At 34.6% G+C, this 20,383-nt stretch carries 22 protein-coding genes and 3 pseudogenes; 5 read left to right on the top strand and 20 right to left on the bottom strand.

The window, feature by feature from the left end; all coding sequences use genetic code 11:
* Positions 1-123 precede the first annotated feature (123 nt).
* The 10 genes and pseudogenes from ACFX4H_RS22490 to ACFX4H_RS22535 all read right to left on the bottom strand — a co-directional run bounded on the left by ACFX4H_RS22490 (position 124) and on the right by ACFX4H_RS22535 (position 7,769).
* Positions 124-1,731 carry a hypothetical protein gene (locus ACFX4H_RS22490; RefSeq protein WP_377436277.1) on the bottom strand — a complete coding sequence of 536 codons (1,608 nt, stop codon included), beginning with the start codon at positions 1,729-1,731 and terminating at the stop codon, positions 124-126.
* A gap of 348 nt (positions 1,732-2,079) precedes the next feature.
* Positions 2,080-3,069, bottom strand: coding sequence for a hypothetical protein (locus ACFX4H_RS22495; protein ID WP_377436278.1), 990 nt, complete (start codon positions 3,067-3,069; stop codon positions 2,080-2,082).
* Positions 3,070-3,258: 189 nt separating this feature from the next.
* Positions 3,259-3,792, bottom strand: coding sequence for a hypothetical protein (locus ACFX4H_RS22500; protein ID WP_377436279.1), 534 nt, complete (start codon positions 3,790-3,792; stop codon positions 3,259-3,261).
* On the bottom strand, positions 3,755-4,246 hold the full coding sequence (locus tag ACFX4H_RS22505; protein WP_377436280.1) for a hypothetical protein: 492 nt from the start codon (positions 4,244-4,246) through the stop codon (positions 3,755-3,757). The genes ACFX4H_RS22500 and ACFX4H_RS22505 overlap by 38 nt, the downstream gene beginning before the upstream one ends.
* 16 nt (positions 4,247-4,262) lie before the next feature.
* Positions 4,263-4,591 (bottom strand): annotated as a pseudogene (locus tag ACFX4H_RS22510) (nucleotide pyrophosphohydrolase).
* A 56-nt stretch (positions 4,592-4,647) separates the two neighbouring features.
* Positions 4,648-5,289, bottom strand: coding sequence for a hypothetical protein (locus ACFX4H_RS22515; protein ID WP_377436281.1), 642 nt, complete (start codon positions 5,287-5,289; stop codon positions 4,648-4,650).
* Positions 5,290-5,302: 13 nt separating this feature from the next.
* Positions 5,303-5,427, bottom strand: a pseudogene (locus ACFX4H_RS22520) (XtrA/YqaO family protein); the annotation flags it as partial.
* A 419-nt stretch (positions 5,428-5,846) separates the two neighbouring features.
* A complete protein-coding gene (locus tag ACFX4H_RS22525) occupies positions 5,847-6,632 on the bottom strand; it encodes a hypothetical protein (RefSeq protein ID WP_377436282.1) in 786 nt (261 codons plus the stop codon).
* A 361-nt stretch (positions 6,633-6,993) separates the two neighbouring features.
* A complete protein-coding gene (locus ACFX4H_RS22530) occupies positions 6,994-7,140 on the bottom strand; it encodes a hypothetical protein (protein ID WP_377436283.1) in 147 nt (48 codons plus the stop codon).
* Between the two features lie 431 nt (positions 7,141-7,571).
* Positions 7,572-7,769 carry a hypothetical protein gene (locus tag ACFX4H_RS22535; RefSeq protein WP_377436284.1) on the bottom strand — a complete coding sequence of 66 codons (198 nt, stop codon included), beginning with the start codon at positions 7,767-7,769 and terminating at the stop codon, positions 7,572-7,574.
* A gap of 565 nt (positions 7,770-8,334) precedes the next feature.
* Here ACFX4H_RS22535 and ACFX4H_RS22540 point away from each other — a divergent pair.
* Positions 8,335-8,448, top strand: a pseudogene (locus ACFX4H_RS22540) (excalibur calcium-binding domain-containing protein); the annotation flags it as partial.
* A gap of 499 nt (positions 8,449-8,947) precedes the next feature.
* Here the strand turns inward: ACFX4H_RS22540 and ACFX4H_RS22545 are convergent.
* The 4 genes from ACFX4H_RS22545 to ACFX4H_RS22560 form a co-directional block, all read right to left on the bottom strand.
* The gene (locus ACFX4H_RS22545) at positions 8,948-9,466 is read right to left on the bottom strand and encodes a helix-turn-helix domain-containing protein (protein WP_377436285.1); all 519 of its coding nucleotides are present in this window, start codon (positions 9,464-9,466) and stop codon (positions 8,948-8,950) included.
* 112 nt (positions 9,467-9,578) lie between these two features.
* Positions 9,579-9,758, bottom strand: a complete 180-nt coding sequence (locus ACFX4H_RS22550; RefSeq protein WP_328136861.1) for a hypothetical protein — start codon at positions 9,756-9,758, stop codon at positions 9,579-9,581.
* Positions 9,759-10,293: 535 nt separating this feature from the next.
* On the bottom strand, positions 10,294-11,706 hold the full coding sequence (locus ACFX4H_RS22555; protein WP_377436286.1) for a DHA2 family efflux MFS transporter permease subunit: 1,413 nt from the start codon (positions 11,704-11,706) through the stop codon (positions 10,294-10,296).
* A 582-nt stretch (positions 11,707-12,288) separates the two neighbouring features.
* Positions 12,289-13,053, bottom strand: coding sequence for a hypothetical protein (locus tag ACFX4H_RS22560; protein WP_072272786.1), 765 nt, complete (start codon positions 13,051-13,053; stop codon positions 12,289-12,291).
* 477 nt (positions 13,054-13,530) lie between these two features.
* Here ACFX4H_RS22560 and ACFX4H_RS22565 point away from each other — a divergent pair, with 477 nt between their 5' ends.
* Positions 13,531-14,217: a transcriptional regulator gene (locus ACFX4H_RS22565; protein ID WP_377436287.1), complete on the top strand. Its 687-nt coding sequence runs from the start codon at positions 13,531-13,533 to the stop codon at positions 14,215-14,217.
* A gap of 81 nt (positions 14,218-14,298) precedes the next feature.
* Here ACFX4H_RS22565 and ACFX4H_RS22570 read toward each other — a convergent pair whose 3' ends face one another.
* Together ACFX4H_RS22570 and gloA2 are read right to left on the bottom strand one after the other, a co-directional pair.
* Complete coding sequence (locus ACFX4H_RS22570; protein WP_377436288.1) at positions 14,299-15,183, bottom strand: DMT family transporter; 885 nt, start codon at positions 15,181-15,183, stop codon at positions 14,299-14,301.
* 213 nt (positions 15,184-15,396) lie between these two features.
* The gene (gloA2, locus tag ACFX4H_RS22575; protein ID WP_063576747.1) at positions 15,397-15,783 is read right to left on the bottom strand and encodes an SMU1112c/YaeR family gloxylase I-like metalloprotein; all 387 of its coding nucleotides are present in this window, start codon (positions 15,781-15,783) and stop codon (positions 15,397-15,399) included.
* 415 nt (positions 15,784-16,198) lie between these two features.
* Between gloA2 and ACFX4H_RS22580 the strand changes: the two genes are divergently transcribed.
* The gene (locus tag ACFX4H_RS22580; protein WP_377436289.1) at positions 16,199-16,363 is read left to right on the top strand and encodes a hypothetical protein; all 165 of its coding nucleotides are present in this window, start codon (positions 16,199-16,201) and stop codon (positions 16,361-16,363) included.
* Between the two features lie 59 nt (positions 16,364-16,422).
* Here the strand turns inward: ACFX4H_RS22580 and ACFX4H_RS22585 are convergent, their stop codons facing one another.
* Positions 16,423-16,545, bottom strand: a complete 123-nt coding sequence (locus ACFX4H_RS22585) for a hypothetical protein (RefSeq protein ID WP_262869108.1) — start codon at positions 16,543-16,545, stop codon at positions 16,423-16,425.
* A gap of 432 nt (positions 16,546-16,977) precedes the next feature.
* Between ACFX4H_RS22585 and ACFX4H_RS22590 the strand changes: the two genes are divergently transcribed.
* Both ACFX4H_RS22590 and ACFX4H_RS22595 read left to right on the top strand, forming a co-directional pair.
* Positions 16,978-17,454, top strand: coding sequence for a DinB family protein (locus ACFX4H_RS22590; RefSeq protein ID WP_034313103.1), 477 nt, complete (start codon positions 16,978-16,980; stop codon positions 17,452-17,454).
* Between the two features lie 205 nt (positions 17,455-17,659).
* Positions 17,660-17,782 carry a hypothetical protein gene (locus tag ACFX4H_RS22595; RefSeq protein ID WP_367409885.1) on the top strand — a complete coding sequence of 41 codons (123 nt, stop codon included), beginning with the start codon at positions 17,660-17,662 and terminating at the stop codon, positions 17,780-17,782.
* A 629-nt stretch (positions 17,783-18,411) separates the two neighbouring features.
* On the opposite strand, the gene ACFX4H_RS22600 is transcribed toward ACFX4H_RS22595, so the two are convergent.
* From ACFX4H_RS22600 to ACFX4H_RS22610, 3 genes are all read right to left on the bottom strand, one after another.
* Positions 18,412-18,834 carry a hypothetical protein gene (locus tag ACFX4H_RS22600; protein ID WP_034313108.1) on the bottom strand — a complete coding sequence of 141 codons (423 nt, stop codon included), beginning with the start codon at positions 18,832-18,834 and terminating at the stop codon, positions 18,412-18,414.
* Positions 18,835-19,477: 643 nt separating this feature from the next.
* On the bottom strand, positions 19,478-19,522 hold the full coding sequence (locus ACFX4H_RS22605; RefSeq protein WP_376708057.1) for a hypothetical protein: 45 nt from the start codon (positions 19,520-19,522) through the stop codon (positions 19,478-19,480).
* 522 nt (positions 19,523-20,044) lie between these two features.
* The coding region (locus ACFX4H_RS22610) for a C40 family peptidase (protein WP_377436290.1) at positions 20,045-20,383 on the bottom strand (339 nt) is incomplete at its 5' end.

Below are 20,383 nucleotides of genomic sequence, written 5' to 3' on the forward strand. Positions count from 1 at the left end.
AAAGTTGAGTGCCACTTTACTTAAAAATCCAACAAAGAAAGAAGCTTTTTAAATAAAATATGTTTCCAATAAAAATTGGCTTTTTGGTAAATGTGCTTTAGATTTTACATAATATGATTGATTTTATTCCTGGACAACATGGTAAATAAAGATGGCATCTTTTATATATAAATGGTCCTCTTTGTTGTCAAACCAGTAAATCTCACACTTAACATTTATACTAGGAATGATTTCACATTCTATTCTAAGCTTTTGCCATATGTTCGAAATCCTTATTCTTCCTGTTCCATATGATACTGGTCCTGAACCACCAGGATAATTCTTTTTTAAGTCCCAAACAACTACGTTTACCTCTCGTCCTATATCTTCGTTTGTTTTAACAAATGCCTCAAATATGACCTTATATTTTCTTATAGAGTTTGGCCAAATATATAAATGTTGGGATATACTTGGATCGCCGTGGGTGCCAGCTGCATCGTTAGCTTTAATATACTGTGTTTCCATATGTTCATCTGAAAGTACATGCATTAGATTTATATGACTACACCTACTCCTTTCCCATGCAATAGGATGAAGCATAGGTAATGTCTCAAGGGGCAGCTTATATTCTCTCTTACTAAAATCTATGGATGCTTTAGATACAAGCATGTCACTCTCGTCGTTATCGAACCAAAAAACTACGAAATCTAAAACCGAATTATCTTGTTTCTTATCTATTGATATATTAAGTTCAATCCAAGAATTTTGTAATGTAAATCGTTCACGTTTCTCGTTTACAACGGTATTGCTTATCTGGTCAGTTTCTATTATAGCGAGTTCAACTTCTCTGCTGGGGTTAAGGGTCTTTGCATTTACCCTAAATGTCATGGTGGTATTAGGATATAGCCCAGACACTCTTTTGTAAAAATTTGGATTATTTTCTGTACCATCCTTATTATTTACAGCTAAAACCTGTCTTCCGTTATCATCCTTTAAAGCACGATTAGTACATTTAATTGAATAACCGCCAAACTCTGTTTTCTCATCGTTAACATTGAATAAAAATTTTGAATTTAAATTTTTTAAATACAAATATCTATTTTGTTCAGTTTCCATCCGATATTTTTGTATGTTCTTAAAATCTTTTTGTTGCGGATGGTAAGGATGGGTTATATTTACAATCATACTAGGCGCTTGTGGGTGCGCAACAGGATTTAAGAATAAATACTTTTCTACACTAAAAGATGTTTCCATGTTAGAATTCAACAATTTAACGATTTCCTCATAAGCTAGATAATAATCAAATCTTGTTGCTCTTTGACTAAATACTGTAATAGCAAGCGCTATTGCATCACAGTAGATGGTGTAAGCACCAGTTGCTAATGTTACATCCTCTACTTTTGCATAGTTTTCTAATGTATAAATTAATGGTCTCAAGTTATCAGTTAGTTCTTCAAAGCTCTTCCGAAGGGCTTTGATTTGCTCTTCTCTATCGTTATTATCATTGCCGTAATAGATGCTCTCATCATGTTCTCGCATTTTTGTTTCAAGTTCTTGAGAAAAAGCTTTAAGATCGCCCTTTGCTTCAGCTAATGCTAAGCTTTCAATTATGTCCTCAATATGTTGCTGGAGTTGGTGACAAGCAGATATTATTTTGTTTGCAAGATCCTTTCTTGCTTGATCTTCTTTTTGTTTTTCCATATATTCATTAGCCCATCCAATCACGGCGGCCGCAATTTCAAACGGTTCCAAACCTGATAACACACCTTTCTGTTATGTACTATTTCTTGTGGTATTTTTTTATTTACAAAAAAGAAAATGAAATAATATAACGTTCTATATGTGATGTGGTCAAAATGTGGTCAAAAAAAGCAGTAGCACCTGACTAAAATAGTTGGTGCTATAACCATTTGCATTTTATCAATAAACCCCCTAGTCGTCTGCTTCTTTTCCATTACCCAAAAAACTGCTGAATGAAATTATAGACGCTGAGAATGCGGACTGAAGAAAAGTATGAAATCATAGATATTGTAATAAAAAGATAAGGTTAAAATCTTCTCCTTTTTTATTCAAATATTGCTAAAGAGATAACAGAATCTATTACTTAGGAAGATAATTAATGATTTTCTCAAAAACCGCAACATAATCTGAGAAAAATGACTTCAAGAATCCCTCAATAAGTTTATCTTTTTCTTTCTCAATCTTTTCCTGAATCATTTCTTGTAAACGCGCCTCTAATCTATCCTTATTAAATGTGAATTGTACATGTACATCAGGTATTTTTAGTTTAGTTATACTTTGCTTTAAGTCAGTTGTTAATACAGCTATAGCATTTGTGCCAGCATCTTTGTCTTTATCATCTAACAGTAAAAAATAAATATATACTTCTACTCTAATCTCGGTCGTTTGTAAATCTAACTTCACATCTGGTACTGCTGCTAATTGAATAGCTTCAACAAGAGGTTGAATTTTATTTGTCAGATATTCCTCACTTAGTTGTTCAGCCTTATCAAGCAGCTTTCGTTTCAAAGCATCAATATTAGCCAATTCAATTAAGTTCTGTATTTCATCTTGGATTTGTTTTACAAATTTCTGTCCTTCTTCAGTAAACTTTTCTACATCTCCAACTACTGAGTTGAGAGTCTGCTGAATTTGATCTTTTACAACAGCTTCTGCTTGTTTTTTAAGTTCATCTGCTGCTTTTTGGGCTGCTTCTATAGCTAAACGCGCTGCTTCTTCCTCTGCTGCTTTTATAGCTTCTGCTGCTTTTTTTGCTTCTTCTTCAACTTTTCTGGCCTGTTCAGCCAAAGCTTCAGCTTTTCTTTTTGCTTCTTCTTCAGCTTGACGAGCTAATTCTTCTGCTGCTTTCTGTGCTTCCTCAGCTTGTTTTCTTGCTTCTTCTGCTGCCTTTTCAGCAGCCTGTCTTGCTTGTTCCTCAGTCTTCTTCGCGGCTTCTCTTAAATGATCTACTGTACTTGATGCAGATCGAGTTATCCTTCTCATGGAAAGTGACATATGAATCAACCTTTCGTCTTTAATAATTTTGCTGTGTTTTAATTCTTTTAGCTTGTGATACATACGATTTTTCATACTGCTAAATTACGTTCTACTTTAGTTGTTGGGACATCCTTAGATCCATCATTGTTTAACAGAGCCTATAATAAAAGCCCCTCTCGGAGAAGAAGGGCAAATTAATTACGTTCTTTCATTTATATACCAAATATGAAGAAACTAGGAATAAAATAAAGGTTCTACTGGATTCTAAGGACTTTTTTATATTCATTTTAAATGATGATCGTTATGCCAATTAAAAAACTTCTCTGAATTGCTATTCCAATAAACACATCTGTTCCCTCTAATACTATTAATGTAATTTTCCAAATGAATACTAGAAATAGATCTATGCGAAACAACTAACCCATTTTGGACGGTTATATAACCTTTTTCATATAAATCATCACAACCGAATTTACACATTGGCATTACAATATTTTTAAAGTCTGCTTTTTCATCATCTGTGCATTCCGACCGCTTTTTGATATGTGCTGCAACAAGAAATTCCACAGGCATTTCTTTTAAACAAACCCCACAAGTTCCTAGTTTTTTATTAGCAAATAAATATTTCCTCAAAAAAGCTTGTTCTGTTCTTCTATACGTTACACTTTTAGTATCCAAAGGTTTCGATGTATCCAAAGGTTTCGATGTATCCAATTCTAAAATGGATTCTTTATATTCTTCCTTAGAAACCGATGGTTGATAAACTTCACTTTGAAAGTTAAATGTATCCAACAATATATTGTTTTTTCTCGTCATTTAAAACTGTAAATCCCATTACCGCCTTATTTGTAGAATAGCCTATTGCTTCATTCAACAGTTGAATAGGTACATTTCGTTCTTCAATTTCATCAAGGATATAGATATACTCCCATGTCACTCCTTCTTCTTTCCAACCCCATAGTTCCAGAGCAAGTTCCTGGCTATGAAACTTATGAGTTACTGTTCCAGATGCGAAAATTTTCATATTAGCTGTAAATAAGGCGATGTCACCTGTATGTATTCTATCCCACTTATTTCGGTTAGTATCACTTGCACCAGGGGTAACACCCCAGACAGGTACTAACCCATTTTCATAATAAGAGGAGACCGCTTGAACATCCTTCTCGTCCAAGAAAGGAATAATTTTTTCTAAAGGAACCGGACTTTTTATAGTATTATCAAAGTTAGCCTTCCCTGCTCCGCCTGAAGGTTGTAATATCACATGGTTCATTATTCTCTCTCCCTATTTATAACTCTGAATATTTTTTCTTCGAGTTAAAGACTTTATCTACCGGATACTTTAATCCATTTTTTTGATCTTTTGTAGTATTGCTTCTTTCGGATCAATCCCCAGTTCATTGGCTAACAATATGCTATAGATCATAACATCAGCTAATTCACCTTTAATATCACTCATTCGCTCTTCAATAGCCTCTTCACTAGTTTTCCATTGAAAATTCTCTAGTAATTCACTTGCTTCCAATGAAAGCGAAATAGCCAAGTCCTTTGGATTATGAAACTGTGACCCGTTCCTCTCATTACGAAACTGTAAAACCTTTTCTGTAAGTTCTTTCATCTTTAGGCACCTTCTTTCGATAACTTTCTCTTACTATGCAAAATTATTATCAAAATTCAACCTGATTCCTCAATACACCCATTAACTAGCCTTAACATAACCTTCATCTTATCAGTCTCTTTTCCCATAGAATCAATCGCTCTTAATAACAAAAACCAAAAGGCAACAAAAGTTATAGTACTTAAAAAAATGGTTGAATTTTTTAATGAGAAATTTATCATAGTAAGAATAGAAGGAATAATGATAGCTATTAATATTGTTTGTGTAGATTTAAATATTGCATTGAATTTAGAACTTTCATTTCTAGTTTCTAGATAGAATTTCAAACCTTTTAACTGATTATTAGTGGGGAAATATTCTTTGATTTTATTCTTTACCATCATATAGTTTTTATAAAAATCTTCATGATTAAACGTTTTTATATTTGATAAATCATCAAACAAGTCAAGGGATACATTAGTATCTCCTAGCCATGTAAGCAAAGAATAATTTTTTTGCCTTCTTTTCTCTAACCAATTATCTATTTTACGTTGTGCAAAACCAGCAATCCAAATCAACAAATTGATTAATAGTAGCACCATTATCAATGGTCTAATTAATTCCACGATACTCTCATTTTGTGACTTTGTTAGTAAGAAATTCAAAATTGACATTACAATCATTAGTAGATTTATTCCAATATATGATAATTCAGGCATAATAGTCTTCCTCCTAAAGTTCTTCCCCCTCATCAAACTTAACGCGTTTAATCTTCCCCTGATGAGTGACAATTTTCGTCTCCCCATGCAGTGCTCAGGCAACTGTGCAAGCTTTGCCTTGTCATCACAAACCACTATTGGACAAAGGAAAGAATATTAGAACACGCAAGAGTTATTGGGTTAAGGGAAGAAACTAAAATTCCGCATTTTAATGCTGCCAAATTCATTAGCATTACTTAAAATTACTTTTAGAAATAAGAATATCCCCTTTAACAAAAACAAAAGTAGCCATCTCTTATTGAATCATTGGCTACTTATTGTCTCCTAACCACTTTATGATTATTGGCTCTGTTCAAAAGCTATGCTGATAGTTCAAGAAGAAAAGCGAACCTTTTTTAAGAATCGCGCCCGTTTGTTTAAAAATGAAAATATAAATTATTGTTGGTTGCTTGCTACAAAACGTCAACTAGACTTCAATAAATTTAGGTTTAAAATAATTAATGATACGGTTCTCAGTGATATATCTAATTGGGTTATGTTTTTATAGAATACCAAAACTATGCATACGTAATTTCATATTTTATATGTTCCCTTTCTATATCACAACCGAATAAAGAAGGTAAATAATAAAATTTATTTGTAAGTGCAGTTTTTACAAAATAAATATATTCATTACATTCAGCATTAAAAATAAATTTGTCTTCTGTAAGACTGCTCCTAACTTTTATTTGAGCATGACCTTCTTTTATAAAACCAAATGACACACCAATATTTGGGGTTGGAAAACTATAATTATCAGTCAGTTTATTTGTATTTGTGTTATATAGAAAATAATTTGTAGTATTTTTGTGTAAGACTATATTTTGTGTTGCATTTACAAACAATTTTGCAATTTCAATAGCCTCTCTTACTTCCTCTTCATTCGGTAAAATATAATTATGTTCCATTTTATTTCTTATCTCACGTATTTTTGATATTAAAAATGTAGGAGCAATTTCTAAAGCTTGAATAAATCTTAATTTAAATGAGCAATTTATATATGGATTTAATTCAGCTTCGAATTCTTCGATTGCTTTCTTCAAATATGGATACTTTTCTTCTTTAAAATTCATATAATCATATCCTAGGTACGAAATAATCCAATCAACTTGACAATCAATTGCTCGTTTAGCGTTACTTAGCGCATCAATTAAACCATTTCTAGTCTTTTCTTTATACCTACTTTCAGAGAAAATTAAAAAATCATCTGATGTTATTTCAAAAATCCCATCATCTGTATAGGAATTACCATCTATACAAATCTCAAAAGAATTCCATTTAATCTCTTTCTTTAATTCAATCAACACTGTCCCTCCTTCTCATTCTTATTTTATATTTAGATTAGGAAACTAGTGATAAATAGCCGTAATAAGTTTTTTATATGAGTTACACCTAAATATCTTATTTGCTAAAACCTCAATTACTAATGGTACGGTTCTCCGAGCTTAATAGTACTCTTGTCCAAAAAACAAAATTACTCCAACCTTTATTCAAGGTGTTTACGTCCCCGCATGAGGATAAGCTTCTTGTAATCTAGCGATCTGCAAGCGTTCAGGGAACGGCTGCTGAACTTCTTTTTTACCCCGTTTGGCCACGTTTTAACGATGGTATCTATCACTTTTTGTTCGGTTTGAGATAGTTCCTTTTGCTTTTCCCTTTTATCCTTCAACCTTCTCCAGGCATCGAGATCAAACCCTGTTGTTTATTCATCAATTCCCTGAAATTATTGAACGAATAAATCAATCCTTCATGGAATTCGACGACATTCTCGAATGTATCGGACGAATATTTGTTGTTGATCGTGCCAGGCACCCGCGTCTTTTCCCATTGGAAATAGGAAAGAGCATTCGCTTAGGATCGAAAACATATAATTGGGCGAATAAGTTTTGTGAAAGGTGATTATACTCTTAAAATAGGGTATTGAAAAAATACTTACCAATAGGTTTTAAGAATGTGTATGAAACGTGTATAAAAATAGGTATTGAAAAAATGCTTACCAATATGTTTTAAAAATGTGTATGAAACGTCTATAAAAATAGGTATTGAAAAAATGCTTACCAATATGTTTTAAAAATGTGTATGAAACGTGTATAACTTTTTTGCGCTGAATGTTGAAAAAAATACTGAACTACGATATGATTGTCTAGAAAGTAAACATTAACATTAACATTAACATTAACATTTATTGATAAAACTCCCCCCCGATCCCTGCCAGGAACGAGAGGAAAAATCATCATTGAAAATTAAGCTTGTAGTTCTTCTTTTACTGTTTTAATAAATTTCTTCCAAAGAAGTCTGCCAACTTTTCTGGAAAGAATAAGCAACCCTGTGAATACTAAACCGATTACGGCCCAGTGCACAGTGAATCCAAAAAGGATTAAGATTGGGCTAAAATAAGCACCGACCACTAATCCGAGAAACAAATCAAATAGTCTGTTCATAGAGATTCAGTCTCCTTTCTAACTGAAAGAAGCTGTAAGAGTATTAAATTGAAACAAACATCCAATAAAACCAACTACCTTTCAATCGATTTTTTTAAACTTAACCATTTGGGTCAGTTGGTGTCAATACATATTTTTCTATATTAACAGTATTGACAATACTCACCCTGTAATTACAAAATACACAGCAAAAAAAAGCCATTGAAGGCTATTTTTTTGGCATTTTTCAATAATCCAAAAAATACCAACCCTTAAATAGGGTATATACCTAATTATCATAACATATTAGTAGAGTTACAGTCACCCCTTAAATCTATCCAAAACCACATTTTTTTACCGTTTTCGAGATAATAGTAAGAAAGCAAAAGCCCCCAGGGAACCACATTGGGGGCTTTTTGGTCTCTACTATGTATGTCTTTACTATCGTCTTTTGTAAACCTACATAAATGCAAGAAAGATGTCGTGGAAGAAGGAGAGGGTACAAAAACAAATGTTTACCAACAAATTCAATACGTATATTTTTACAAGTCGATTCATACTGTACATCGTCAGGAGAAAGGGAGGATTTGCAAACTGTACAGATTTACGAGATACATATCCAAACGGCGTTCCAGCTGGACATCCTGCTTATGTACCTCGTATGGACCGCGATAAAGACAACTATGCTTGTGAAAGGTAATAGGCTCTGTTTTATAGAGCCCAATTTTCCCAAAAAGGTTTCGGAAAGTTTTCATACCGAACCTTTTTGGATTTTTTAATGGATTTGAAGCGGATACATACCGCCATTTTCTAGACTAATGTCTTACAATTAAGTTGCTTTTCATCATAATTACCTTGTTGAATATAAAGTTTTGTTTTAGTTTCGATAATAAAATAATTTTTTTATAGTTATTTTATTATCGACGATAATTTGTTCTCAACCCATTTACTGATACTAATCCCTTCTTGTTCAGCTAAATCTGAAATTGTTTCTAACAATTCGATAGGTAATTCAAAACTAGTTTTTCTATTTGGACTACGTAATATCAAAGTATCATCTTCATGATGCATTTCTCCTTTGAATAAGAACGGCAAAATATCAGCAATACCAAACCCTCAGATATTAACGGCTTTTCCCCTGCCCTGATGAAGAGTAAAACTGAACTATCTTGTTCTCTCATTCTTATGTTTTCCACACCTCAGGTTTTATATAAATAGTCAATGAAAGGATAAAATACAACTTCATTTTTTGGCACCTGAAGCTCAACATAGCCTTTATAATCCAAAGTAGGTTGGTGGTTCGAATATGATGGCTTTAAAGTATAAATTTTATTTCCTTCTTCATACGTCAACCACTTTTGGATATTGGGTAGGTAGAAACCAAATACATTTTCTTCATTACGAACCACACGTGCCTCTGGTATTTTAGATGAATGAAATCTTTGATACAAAGCAATGTCATTTTTCGAATCATAATATTCATATTTTTTTGGTCGCTGTATTTCAGATGGTTTGAGTGATTTCTCAGCTTCATGATAGGCTGTTTCCGAAATTACATAAGTAATTCTTTCATCACCATAAGGGAAGGCATCAGCTTTTATTGAACCATCTTGTATATACTTATAAACACTTTGAACAGATAACCCCAATCTCCTTGCAACATCATTTGGACTCATACCAGTAGGGAAAGATTGCTTTTCATATACTAGTCGATCCACTTCCGCTTTTTCATAACGGGCCTCTTTATGTAATCGATGGGGGTCCCGAATTTTAATGATTTTCTTCTGCTTTCCATAATGGTAGACCGTTGCCTTGGATACGCCTAATAAATCAGCTACTTCCTTGTGTATACCATTCCACTTTGTCCCCCTCCCATCCTTCTTGATTATCCGTTCCTGTTATTGGAACATTCCGTTGGTTCCCATTCGTCAATTCCTCATGATACAAGATTGCTTCCGCCTGGCCAAATTTTACACGATATTGGAGACGTGGGTGATCGATCACTTCCAAAATCACGCCTTCTTTTTTTCAAATTGTTTAAAGAATGGCGCGCTCTTAAATGAACCAGTTTTGTGGTTAAAGATTAAGGATTTGAAAAATAGTCCAGATTTAATAAAAGATAATATTACACCTACATTTAATTCATGATGTTTTCTTCTTTTTATAAAGAAAATGATAAAAGAGGGAGAACAAATCTTCTGGATGACTTCTTCCCCCTCTTTTTTAGAATCCCTTAGAAAGGCATGACGAAGGAATGAAAGGACAGGTGAGGGAATGCCTCAAAGGGCGGCGTTGGTAAATGTTCATAACATAGTAAAAAATAAAGTTATTTCACGATGCTTTAATGTCCCTAACTTACTTCGTTTATTCGTAACATACATCAAAATGAAACCTATGGAAAATCGGGTATTGGCGAGAAACTGAGGAAGTTCAATAAGGTGAGGAGCCTGGCGACGAAAATAGGAGATATAGTTTAAAAAGAATCACAAGTAGATGAAATCTATATTGTGATTCTTTTTAAGTTAAAAAACTCATATTCAAATATTTAATTCTTCTCCCCGAACTCTTTTCCTGCTGATTTTTGATCCTTTATTTTAAAAGAAATGAGGAAGCTAATTAACGAAAGTACAGCGATGACAATAAATGAGATTTGCGCGCCATACATATCAGGATGGACTATCTCGGGACGCTGCTGAGCATTTTCGGTAGCTGATGTCATCACAGTAACAAGTATTGCCGTACCTACAGATGCGGCAATCATTTTCATCGTATTATCCATTGCTGCACCATGGGCGATTAACCGTTTAGGCAGCTGGTTTAAGGCGGCCGTTGAAACAGGCATCATAACCATGGCTAATCCGAACATCCGAATACTGTACATGACCATAATAAATGTAAAACTTGTCGATGGACCAACATCGATAAAAGTAAAGGAGGAAGCGGTTATGAGGAGTAATCCGCCAATAACCAGCCACCTGGCCCCAACCCGGTCAAAAATACGTCCAATGAACGGGGACATTATTCCGGTAATAAGTGCTCCAGGAAGTATCGCTAATCCAGCTTCAAACGCAGTAAATCCTCGCATGTTTTGCATAAATAGCGGGATGAGCGTTTCGGCGCCGATCAGACCCATAAATGTAATGGCTCCAATAATGATAGCAATCGGGAATAATGAATACGTGAACACACGGAACTCCAGCATTGGATGCTTCAATCGCAATTGCCTGTTTATGAACCAAACAAGTGAAATTGTTCCAATGCCTAGGGATATGATGGTACTCCCGTCTGTCCAGCCATAATTACCTGCAGCTGTAAATCCATACAATAATCCACCGAAACCTACGGAAGATAAAACAATCGAAAGCACATCCACTTTAGGCCGTGTAACTTCTGTTACATTTTTTAAAGCGAAGAACGCAACTATGATATCAATAATAGCAATTGGAAGAATGATAAAGAATAACACCCTCCATGAGTAGGTCTCCGTAACCCAGCCAGATAAAGCGGGACCAATAGCCGGCGCGAAGGAAATGACCAGCCCGACCAGTCCCATCGCTGCACCCCGTTTATGAACAGGGAAAATCATTAGGAAGACTGTTTGCATTAACGGGAGCATGATTCCTGCTCCGCTCGACTGAATCATCCTTCCTAGCAGCAGCATTCCAAAATTTGGAGCCAGCCCCGCTACCAATGTACCAATAGCAAATATCCCCATCGCGGAAAGGAAAAGCTGTCTGGTGGTAAAGCGCTCCAGTAAAAACGCGCTAACAGGGATCATGATCCCATTAACCAGCATAAAAACGGTTGTTAGCCACTGTGCACTATTTGCCGTAACATTCATCTCCTCCATTACAGGAGGAATGGCGGTAATCATTAAAGTTTGATTCAAGATCGCAATGAATGTACCCGCAAGCAAAAGAGCAACAATTGTTGTCTGTTTACGATTTGTTGAACTCAATTATGGTCCCCCTTTACGATTTGGAAAAAAACATACTTTTGTAGATTACACGACTTTACATCAGATTTCCAGTAATTTGCTGTTAAAAATAAAAGCAATAAAGTCGGCATTAAATCATTACTTCCCCTACAACTAAAATGGGATTTCGTTTGATGAACAGGTTGCGATTGATGCGTATTAGCCTAGTCAAAGGGTAGCTGTTGAGCCAAACACGGAAGCACCTTCAAAAGTCACTCCCCTATAAGAGCGGATCAAATAGCTGCAGCAGAAATCAAAACAATCTTATTAAGTGATAGAGCTTATACAATAATCACCATTGCAATTACGTTGCCGATATTTAGTATATTTCCGCGTTTTGATACCATGGTCCCTATGATCTAAAAGCGAATGATACTTTTTTGTTTTTTATAAATAATATAGAGGAAAGTCGTCATTTTCAGGGTAGTTTTGCTGTATTTTGGATTCTATTGAATGGAGGTCACTTAAAAGATCCATAAATGGTTTAAAATTAAAGATATGAAAAGTAGTCCAGATTTATAGATATTTCCACACCTAATCCTGCAAATATAAAAAGCACCCAATTTAATGGATGCTTAGATTTCCTTTCTTTCGTAATCTTATTTCAAATTTATCACTGAAAAATTCATTTGCATTAAAAATAGTACTAATGTCTGAAATATCACCTATGTTCACAATTAAGGCTTCATCAACTTCTTGATCTGTGAGAACTATGCGATATTCATATTGATTTTCAAAGTATCTATCTTTCCAAAAATAAATATCAGTCCCTTGATTTTTATAAGAGCTCATCCTTGCTGAGGAATTGATGTTATAATCATCGTATTTTACCAAGCCCCCTCTGTAAGCATAACCTTTTTCATTGAGTGTTCTAGTAATTCTGTCAATAAATTGCGAAGGGGTAACAAAAATCAAGCTGTCTCCGAACTCCCTGATCATTTTATCGATTTGTTCATTAGGTAAATCAAATTTGGTATAGTAATATTTTTCATCCTCGTTAACCACTTTTAACATATCGCCAATAATTGCAAACATACAATATAATGGTCTTTTTTCATTTATATTTTTTCTGAAATTCAATTTTTTAGTTCGCCCCGACATTATTAATTCATTGGTATCTTGAGTAAAGAAATTCATGGTTAATTCCGTAAAAACATGTGCTGCTTCAAATTTGTCTCCTACACCTTTTTCTCCTGAAGCACTTTCTATATCAATATACTTTTTGAAATTATTCATATATAAATCTCCAGACAAAAAACTTTCCACAAAAGGTGTGAACTTTATAAATCCAAAAACTTGACCTTTAAATCCAACGTCTGACATTTTCATACGCTTCATTCCCTCCTATTTAACTACTAAATTCACAAAAGGGACTATTCACCGGTATTTATTCCAAGACTATTATGAACGTTTACTGTTAGTGAACATGTAAAAATGTATGCCTAGTTTACAAAGAATATACTTCAGTAAAAAACGCTTATCCAATGGTATACAGTCTTTCTTCTTTACAGTCTTCTCTTTAGCCTCTCCTGAATTAATCTCTCCCCAAAAAAGCAACCAATTTATCACGTGCATTTTATCAAAAAAATCCTTGTAGAGACGAATCAAAATTAATGTTTAGAAATAACGCTTTCCATTTTATTGTTGGGTCCAATATTCTTTTTTTAAAGCAGGAATCGTGAATATACCGAATATCCTGGGACAGCGGTACTGTATAATGGAAGTATAAGTTTACTTATTTTTAATGCTGATTAATTGGCGTTCAGCTTATTAACTAATCTATCGGCAGAAAGGTTGGTAACTATTTTGAGTATAAATCCAAATATGGTGGAGATAGCCTCCCTCCTTGGGGAAACGTCACGTGCAACAATACTTGCAAGTCTCCTGGATGGGCGTTTTCATACGGCAGGTGAATTAGCGTTGATGGCTGCAATAACCCCTCAAACTGCCAGCTTTCACCTTTCTAAGTTAGTGGAAGGAAACCTTGTTATTGTTGAAAAACAGGGACGACATCGCTATTATCAGCTAGCAAATGGAGAAATTGCGCACATTTTGGAATCGCTTCTTGCCATTTCCCCACCTCCTGAAGTTCGGTCGTTAAAACAATCAAGTCAGGTCAAAATGCTTCAGGAAGCCAGAACTTGCTATGATCATTTGGCAGGAAAACTAGGCGTCCAATTAACTGAATCGATGTTGAAAGCCGGATATTTGAAAAAAGAAGAGAGAGAGTTTACAGTTACACCCAAAGGAGATCATTTTTTTTCAGAATTCGGCGTCGATTTACTTGATTTAAGAAGAAAACGCCGTTCATTTTCCCACTCATGTTTAGACTGGAGTGAACGTCACCATCATCTTGGCGGAGCTTTAGGAAATGGGCTTCTTACACATTTATTTGATTTAGGCTGGATAGTCCGTGTTCCATCTATTCGCGCAGTAAAAGTCACACCGAAAGGGAAAGAAGGATTTAAAGAAGTTTTTTGCATAGAGGTATAATTTAATCCCTCATGATGAAAAAGAAAGATTCTTTTTCACCATGAGGGAATTTCTGTCTTTAGCGGCTTAGATCTACGATTACTATAAAGCTCTTTTAACTAATTTATTTTCCTTTTGGAAATTGCTATTTACAAGATAGATGCCAATGATGATAAACAGTCCGCCAATCAAGAGTGTAGTGTATATCTGTTCACCTAATAGTGCCCACCCTGATAATACACCGAAGAAAGGTGCCAAAAATAAAAAGGCACTTGTTTTTCCGGGATCACTCTTTTGTAAAAGGTAATACCAAACAGCAAATTGCACGATCGATGACATGATACTTAACCATAATAAAATGAACAACGAATTGCCATTCAGTATGAAAAATGGTTTTTCAAGAATAAAGCTGCCAAGTAAAAGCAGTAAACCGCCAAAAAGCATCTGATAGGCAGATAATACCCATGTATCGGAAATCGCCCCCCATTTTTTCGCCAATAAAGTGGAAATCGCCCAGAAAACAGAAGAAAGAATGCCGAAAAGAATACCAACCTTGAATTCAAGTTGCGCGCCCATCGTTATAATTACTCCGACTAATCCTAATAAAACACCAATCCATTGATATAGTTTATAGCGTGTTTGTGAAAAAATCGTACCGAAAACAACAACAAGCAACGGGTTCGTGAATGTAAGAATGGAGGATTCACTTGCTGTAATCGTGCGTAAACTCAGGAAAATGCACCCCATTACTCCGGCTGTTTGAAAAGTGCCGATAATGAGCATTTTTATCCAATCCCCTTTAGAGTTTGGGTGCGGTCTTTTTAAAAAGATTACGATTATCGCCATTATGAGTCCGGCAAGTGTGAAGCGTAATGCTGCTAATAATAATGGGGATGAATACGGTAGACCAATTTTAACTACTGCAAAAGAAGAACCCATCAAAAATGTCGTTAAAAGTATCAACACTGTAAATTTGTAAACATTCATTTTTTTATCTCCTGACATATTTAAATGATCAATCTACAGATAGTATAGCCGGTGATTATTTCAGCTCTCATCGAAATATGGAATACAAGTTGATCAAACTTAATGGTATCGACATATCATAGGGAATCTTCATAGTTTAATTGATATAAGTAACCTCTTTAAATCATCGTATTCATCTTTGAAATCAACTTAAGAAATAGAGGTAACCTCATCCTATTTTTCATATATTTCAAGAGGCAAATCATCCGGATCACTAAAAAAAGTGAACCTTTTTCCTGTTAACTCATCAACACGGATTGGTTCGACTGGAATGTTTTCTTTTTCTAAATCTTCAATCGCTTGATTAATATCTTCCACTTCAAAAGCAAGATGTCTAAGCCCCCTAGCTTCAGGATAACTAGGACGATGCGGGGGATCAGGAAATGAGAACAATTCCAGCTGATATTCCCCTCCAACGATTAAGTCCAATTTATAAGATTTCCTTTCTGACCGATATGTTTCCTTCTCGATATCACACCCTAAAATATTTACATAGAAGTTCTTTGACTTTTCATAATCAGAACAAATTATTGCAACATGATGTATTTTATTTACTTTCATTTGCTTCCTCCCTAAAAACATTGGTTATTTTCAATCTGTTTTTACCAAATTTATACATTAATAAAAACTTAGAATTTTAGTGCTTCCCTCGGACTCTACTGAACGATACTGGTATATTCATTTCCCTTTCACAGGTCCACCACTTAGATTAATTGCAGACATTAGAAAAGTTATATATTCATCATGGAAAATGCCAGGGCCATACTGTTTGATTAATATTATTGCTAATGGCGTATAAAAAAATAAAAAGCCCTGTTAGCTGAAATTCAGTAACATCAGGCTTTCAAGATCTAACCGGTAGAGTTTTTGCACTATCTATATATGATTTCGAACAAACTTTTATAAATCATACCCACTTTTTCCTGCATTGTTTTCAAACTATTTTACAGCAGGAATTGTTTGTGGATGTTCAGTCATGAAATTTTCCTTACCCGATTTCAAGGTCATGAAAGCGATAAAACAAACGACTCCGAATGAAACCAATAACCAAGCAGCTCCATTAAACGATCCATCGAAAGCGTCTATGACAAAACCAATCGTTAAAGGAGCGATGAAGCCAGCCAGCCAATTGCATCTCTAAATTGACCACCCCCACTGCAACCTCCATTGGGGTGCAGTTCACTTCACGTATGCTTTTCTTTACCAGTTATCCGTTTTATCTAATAATTGATCAATATCAAATGCATCGAGATGAAATGGAATTGACTCTTCGGCAAGTTCTTCAGTAGCAAAAAGCAATTGGTCAATATCTATTATAGTCAAAAACAATTCCCCTCCTTTTTAATCACTTTACCCTCAAACATTACTTTAGTAGTTAATTCTTTTGAGGGCATCTTTATTCAGGAATTTTTAGGATCCTTTTTAATTCTAGAATTTGAAGAATGAATAGCTCTCTAAATGTAAATATTCATACACCAGAATACATTTCTAATAATTTCCATTATATCGCAAATGAAACCGTATAATTTTACAATTGTATAACAATTATCGTGAAAACCTCATGGGACTTTTTATTTTTGTAAGAATGCTAATAATATAATTCTATAAGTAAAGCGATTCTCAATAAAAGATCGCTCCCTATTGCGGAACATTAACCGGTTGAAATAAAGCTAATTTCAGGAAATTCAAACCATATTCTTTTTCGGTATTTACTGGTATAATATGGATGATTTTGTTAGTGAGAGGGGAGAAAACATGAATCAACTTGTATTTAAGCAATTTGAGATGACGAGAGAATACTTCATCAAGAATGTAGAGTCCATTTCTAAGGAACTAAACGATGTGCAGCCAGATGGCTTTAATAACACAATTCATTGGCATACTGGTCACGTTTTGACAATTACAGAACAAACTATGTTTGGTTTCCCGAATGCAACAACCCATCTTCCCACGAATTATATAAAGTTATTTGGGAATGGCACAAAACCAGCCGATTGGACAGGGAATATACCTGCTATGGATCAGCTGGTTGTACAGTTGAAAGATCAAATAACTCGTTTAAAGCAAATTCCTCCTGAACAGCTAGATCAAGATTTGGATACACCATTCCTAGGATGTAAGACTGTTGGAGAACTTGCAGGTTTAACATTAATGCATGAAGCGACTCATATGGGGCAAATTCAGGCAATGAAGCGTATGATTGAGCATGTAAGTCTCAAAAACCGAATTTAACAAAGTGTTATATTAAGATGAAAAAGCCAGTCTAATAAAACTGGTTTTTTCTTTTGTTTGTTATATTTTATACATCATTATTCTACATAACACTCTCTATTTTCATTACTCCACAAACTATTCCTTCTTGAACACACTTAATCTACCTATTTTTATTAAGCTATTCTGCCCTTAGCCATAATTTATCTAAATAAGGTTTTCTATTATGTCAAAAAACAATCAACAGCAAAAAAAAATGGACACTCAACTATCTGTAGCAACCTTTACTGGTATTGAATTAGGACAAGAGCTTGCAAATATTCATCAAGAAGTTTCTCAATTAATTTAATTCGTATCTCCATTTCAAAATTCCCCACAAGGTGGCCCAGCAAATCTAGCTTCAAACTCATTAAAAAAACAGATAGTATCATATAGTTCTCAAGCTCAACAACAAATGAAGAAAGCAGATCAACAAGAAGAAACTCCAATAGAAAAACACAATATATGAGATTATGTAGGGCATGGGAAGATGACAGTCTTTAATAAAGTGCATTTTCCTTTAATTCTTTTTACTCTTTTCCTTTCACTAAAAAGGAGATGCCGATCAGCTCCTGATAATGAAGTAAAGCACCTGTCAGCCATATCCATTAAGCGCAAAAATCAACGCTCCACCACAGAGAATGAAAATCGTGGAAAATCGTCCATACTCATTCTATGGCTGGGTGAGTAAGCGATGAACTATGGTGTCAATAGAGCCCATTCGTTAGTCTGACTCCAACGGCCTCGGTGCATCACAGACTGTCGCTCCCTTAAGGGGGTGACAATAAATAATGGATGATAACAATACCACCAGGCTCGGACCTTTTTTGGTGGATCTCATTAACTAGCTCACCTCGACAATATACCCATGAGCTAGCCTGTTTTGTCCCTGATGATGTAATGTACAAGAGTTCCCTGATTATCCTCTGAGGTTATTGTTTACTTTAAGGTATCCAATCCAACTTTAAAGAATGAGTTTAATCCATAAGCCACTGATTGAACCGTATTCGCATTATCCAATAGTGACTGTTTATTCTCCCCAGTTGGATTCTCTTTTGCACGTATGAAGGAGGCTTCCAGAGCTGACAACTTTTGTTTCAACTCATTGATTTGCTCTTGGACTGAACCCTTAATTGCAGTAGCTTCCCTGAAGCACTGTTTACCTTTTGGACTTATCGTTGCTCTGCTTATCTTCCCAGTTGTACTCTTTTTGATAGCTATGAGCTTCTTGTTCGCAAGTATTACTAACTCAGCCCTTACCACTTCAAGATTTTTATCGTACTTTTCAGCAATTTTACTTACACATCTTTCTCTATTGCATTCCTCAAGGAAAGAAAGTATTTGCTTTTGTAGATGATTCATATTGGTTTCTCCTCTTAAGTTTGTTTCCATTTGCAAGAATTATAAAGTTTCTTTCTACCGTTTCTTTAAAGTTTGCATACCATAAAACCCCAAAACACATATATTGTTTTTTTCGTATTTTCTCTTACAAAAACACCTTAAATTTATCACAGGAACCACAGAATCTAATATAAAACTACAGAAACTAACAAATGTTTTTTAAATATTCAATTAATCGCACAAAAATTGGAAGTATACGCATTCATAACGTAAGGGAAAGAACGAGACAAGCATTGTTTAAGGATATAGGGACAAGAGGATCAAAGCCATTCGATTGCGGGAAGTTTTAGGCTCAACAACTCGAAGAGTAAGAAAAACAGCTGCTATGTTAACCGAAATCGATGAATATAGTAAAAGGATCTAAGATCATCTCACCAAGAAAAGCTGGTGCCAGAAATTATGAAAGTAAATTAAAATTTCCATATGGATTATACCAAGATAAAATTCTCTGGCACCCGTTAAGAAAACAGGTTTTTTCTGAAGTATATATCAATTAGGATTTTCCATCCTTTTCCCAAACAATAGTTAGCTCGGATTTTGAAGATATTTCTTCTATAAATTCTTCATCACGATTTCTCTATCCCTTTTCTCGGTCTGAAGTAAGTCATTCACCTTGTGAAATCATATTTCCACTCAAATGCTTTACTATTACCGCAACAGACTCGTTATTATGAGTTCAATGTATTTTCCTTTCGAAAAATGACTTACCGCTTTATCTTCAAGGCTAAATCTTTCGATTAATCTTTAAATATTCGTTTCCAATACCATAGTAAGTTCCTTCCAAAAATAGTATTTTCTTAAAATTAACTTGAAATTTTTACCACAACCATTAAAATAAAGTTTTCTTCAACTACTGCCCATTTAGTTCATTAAGAAAAACCGAAATCAGGTCACTTCGGTTTTTCTTTTCTATAAACAGTACAACTTTTTTTCTAATCCACAATTTCGATTCTTATCGCAGTTAAAACATCTATTAATAACCGATAAAACTTAACAACTTGCATTTTCTTTTCATTTGTATATTCCTCAAAACCTTTGCCCTTTTTAAGACATTAAAAACCCCTCAAGATAGTAGTTGTAACATCGTTTGTTCGTGATCTTGTTACACTGCCTACCTTAAGGAGATAATATGACTAGAAAATCCAAGTAGTCTAACTCTCTCGTGTCTATCTTAGTCCATATTGATTTGAACTTGCCCAAAACTTTCGAACTTCTTATTAAAATCACTTGAAGTAAGGTCAGATATATGAACACCAGTATTCCTTGTTGTATGAATAAAACGACCATCCCCTAGATAAATACCGACGTGGGTTATCTCTTGACTTAAGTCTGTATCTCTAAAAAATACTAAGTCGCCCGCCTTTGGATCTCTGAGTTTCGGCAGCAAGGAATAGTAGTCCGCTGCCGAACCCCGTTTAAGGGAAATGCCCTGCTCCTTCATGGCCCAATAGATAAAACCGCTGCAATCCATTCCAATCATCGGATCATATTCTCCGAAAACATAGGTAAA

The sequence above is a fragment of the Peribacillus sp. YIM B13477 genome (assembly GCF_042787955.1).
Taxonomy (GTDB): Bacteria; Bacillota; Bacilli; order Bacillales; family DSM-1321; genus Peribacillus; species Peribacillus frigoritolerans.